Source organism: Roseateles sp. P5_E11 (genome assembly GCF_054049355.1).
In genome coordinates this window covers 1-3,635 of record NZ_JBFUMO010000574.1, presented here as the reverse complement: position 1 = coordinate 3,635, position 3,635 = coordinate 1, and the positions used below count along the sequence as shown (strand labels likewise).

General features: G+C 72.1%; 3 protein-coding genes. All 3 read right to left on the bottom strand.

Translation table 11 applies throughout. From position 1 onward, the window contains the following. Positions 1-301: response regulator (locus ACXJKR_RS27210; protein ID WP_457325478.1), on the bottom strand; the 301-nt coding region annotated here is incomplete at its 3' end. Beyond that, entirely contained in the window at positions 298-2,328 is a 2,031-nt protein-coding gene (locus ACXJKR_RS27205) for an ATP-binding response regulator (protein WP_457325477.1), read from the bottom strand. The genes ACXJKR_RS27210 and ACXJKR_RS27205, both read right to left, overlap by 4 nt. Then, positions 2,325-3,635 (bottom strand): response regulator (locus ACXJKR_RS27200; RefSeq protein ID WP_457325476.1); only part of this gene is annotated, 1,311 nt, incomplete at its 5' end. The genes ACXJKR_RS27200 and ACXJKR_RS27205, both read right to left, overlap by 4 nt.

The following is a 3,635-nucleotide window of genomic DNA, read 5'->3' as shown; positions in this document are numbered from 1 at the left end:
CGTCCTCGGGCCGGGTCAGCGCGGTCAGGAAAATGACGGGCACGCGGCGCGTGGCCGGGTCGGCCTTGAGCCGGCGGCMGACCTCGTAGCCATCCAGCTCCGGCATCATCACGTCGAGCACGATCAGGTCGGGCGGTTGGCGGCGGCATATTTCCAGCGCCTTCGCGCCGCTGACGGCCAGCTGCACGCGGTAGTCGGGCTTGAGCACCTGGGCCAACAGCGTCAGGTTGGCCGGCGTGTCATCGACGACCAGCACCGTGGCCTGTGACGTACCGGTGAACTCGGGCAGCATCATCGTCATGGCGGGCTTGCGTCCTTGGTCTCACCGCGCAACGCGGCCTGGGCCTCGTCGAAATCGAAGCGTTGCATGGCACCCGCCAGGGCTTTGGCCCGCGGTGCCGGCAACATCTCGATGAAGGCGGATTCATGCTGCTCCCACAACGTCAGCGCATTGCTGTCGGCCTCGCCCAGCAGGGTGTCGAGCTCATTGATCAGCGTGGTCGGGTCGGCGCCGGGCGTTGTCCGGTTCAGGACTTTGGGCAGGGGCAGGAGCAGGTCGACCGGCAGAGGGCGGTCCAGGTCCAGCAGGCGGCGCAGCATGTGCGGCAGCAGGGGCTTGCTGCACAGGGCCTCGGCGCCCAGGCGCAGTGCGCGCTCGCGCAGCACTGGCGTGTCGAAGGCGCTCAGCAGCACGGTGCGGCGGGCGCGCGACGGGCCGCTGTCGCGCAGGCAGGCCAGCAGCTCGCTGCCCTCCATGTCGGGCAGCACCCAGTCGACGATCAACAGGTCATAGGGCTGGCTGGCCGGCACGGTGACCAGGCGGGACAAGGCCTGGCGGCCCTGGGCCAGCAGGTCGATGCGGCTGGTCGGTGCCAGCGCCTTCAGCAGCGCGGTCAACGTTTCGTGGCCACCGCTGTGGGCCGCCTGCACCAGCAGCACGCGCTGCGGTGGCGGGGCGGGCGGTGGCGCCAGCTCAGGGCAGGGAGCCGGCGGCAGGCTGAGCTCGAACTCGCTGCCGCGGCCCGGAGCGCTGCTTGCCGAGAGGGTTCCGCCCATGCGCTCGGCCAGCGCGCGGCAGATCGCCAGGCCCAGGCCCGTGCCGCCAAAGCGTCGTGTCGCGCCGGCCTCGGCCTGGGCGAAGGGCGTGAACAGGCGCGCCAGTTGGTCCGGCGCCATGCCCAGACCGGTGTCACGCACGCGCAGGATCCAGCCGCCGGCCGCATCCAGCTCGGCGCTGAGCTTGACCTGACCGGTTGGCGTGAATTTGACGGCGTTGACGAGCAGCTCGGTGATGAGCTGGGTGAGGCGCACCACGTCGCCGCGGCGCGCGCCCGCCGCGCCCAGCAGCTCCGGCGAGGCGATGTCGCAGACCAGTTCCAGCTGCTTGGCCTGGGCCGCCGGCCGCACGGCTTCGAAAGCACTGGCCAGCAGCTGCTCGAGGTGCAGGGGCTCGGCGGCGAGCTGCATGCGGCCGGCGTCGAGGTCGGCGTAGTCCAGCAGGCCATCGATGAGCCTGACGAGGGACTCGCCGGCGCTCGCCACCTGCTGCAGCCGGCCGCGTTGCTCACCGGGCAGCCGCCCGGCCAGCATCAGCCTTGTCAGGCCGAGCACGGTGTTCATGGGCGTGCGGATCTCGTGGCCGATATTGGCCAGGAAGTCGGATTTGGCCCGCGAGGCCGCTTCGGCTGCGGCGCGCGAACGCTCCAGTTCGATGAGACGGGCTTCGATGAGGTCTTCGGCCGTGCCCAGGCCCCTGGCAGCGGGCGCGAGTTGGGTCAGGCGCCCGAGCTGGCGCGACAGGCCCCACAGCGCGACGCAGAACATGGTCTGGCACAGCCCAAGGTTGGCGATCAGCGGCCAGCCTTGCATCAGCCATTGCGGTGGCGTGCCGGAGAAGCGCAGCAGCGTGGGCGGCGCGAGCATGACGACGAGCAGGCTCAGCGAGATCCAGAGCGCCTCGCGGGCGCGCCAGGTCGTGAACAGCAGCAGGCTRCCACCCATGGCCCAAGGCGCAAAGCTGCCCAGGGTGTAGAGGCTCGGTCCAGGGTCGGGCCGCAGCGTGAACACCAGCATGGTCAAGGAGAAGTACAGGGCCAGCAGCGTGACGCCGATGCGCTGCCACAGGCGCAGCCGCTGCGGCCGCCGCCAGACGAGCAGGGCCAGGGCTGAGAAGGCGGTCGCGATCAGCGGATAGGCGATGCGGTCGCTGGGTTCGATGACACCCATGACCGCCTCACTCGCCCAGGCGAACAGCGCGGAGGCGACGATGACCTTGAAGAGCCAGCGCGTGCCGACCGGGCCGAGGACGACGATGACCGGGGCCCTCAAGCCATGCCCTTCAGCACGAGGGCCGCGGCATCAAAGTCGAGTGCGGCCAGGGCCTCCTCCAGGCGCTGGCGCACATCGGGTGCCAGGCCGCTGTGGGCGCCATGGGCCTGCCACCAGTCCAGCGCGCGGCTGTCGCTCTGAGTCAGGAGCCGATGCAGCTCGGCCACGTCACCCGGGCCGCCCGGGCGCGGGGCCGCCGCAGCATCCCAGTTGCGCGCCAGGGCGGCCTGGATCTCGGTCTGCAGCAGCGCCAGGGCAGGTTCGACGCGGCCGAGATGCCGGCTGGCGCTGTCGGCGTCGGCCGCGGCGGCACTGCGTTCCAGCGCGAGGGCGGCCTGGTGCAGGGGCTGAGCGCCCAGCGTCGCGGCCAGGCCCTGCAGCGTGTGGGCCGCGCGGCGCAGTTCAGCCCAGTTACCAGCAGCCAGCCAGTCGGACCAGCCGGCCAGCCCGGCGGTGTACTGGTCGGCAAAACCCTGCAGCGTGCGACGGTAAAGCGCCGTTTGGCCATCGAATTGGCGCAGCCCGGTCTGCAGGTCCAGCGCCGGGCGCGGCGGCAGCGGCGCCGGGGGCTTGGCAGCAGGACGGTAGCGCTGCAGCTCGCGCACCAGGCGGGCCACGTCCAGCGGCTTGGCGATATGGCCCTGCATGCCGGCAGCCGTGCATTGGGCGCGCTCCTCGGCCAGCGCATGGGCCGTCATGGCCAGCACGGGCAGGGCGTCGAACTCGGGCAGCTCGCGCAGTTTGCGCGTCGCGCTCAGGCCATCGAGCACGGGCATCTGCAGGTCCATCAGCACGAGGTCGTAGGCGGCTGGCCCGCGCGCCAGCAGGCGGTCCAGGCCTTCCTGTCCGTTGGCCGCGACGTCGACCTGGGCGCCGCGGCTGCTCAGCAGGCGCAGCGCGATCTCCTGGTTGACGGGATGGTCCTCGACCAGCAGCACGCGCAGTCCGGCCAGGGATTGGGCATCCAGGCCGGCGGGCCGGTCGGCCGGGGCGTCGCCGAGCAAGCGGCGCAACTCCCCGGGCAGCAGCGGCTTGGGGCAGAGCGCGCGGGCGCCGAAGCTGCGCGCCTGGGCCGGGCCGTCGTCGACGCCTGGCGGGCAGAGCACGGCGATGCGCAGTGCCGGGTGATCGCGGCGCAACTGGGCCAGCAGTTCGGCACCGGTTGCGCCCGGGCCGGGCAACTGCCAGTCGAGCAGCAGCCACTCGAAGGGCTTGCCGGCCTGGTGGGCCTCGACCAGCGCGGCCCGCGTGCTGGCGGCATCGGTGCTGGCGGCCAGGCCAGCGCCGAAGCCGAGATGGCGCAGCAG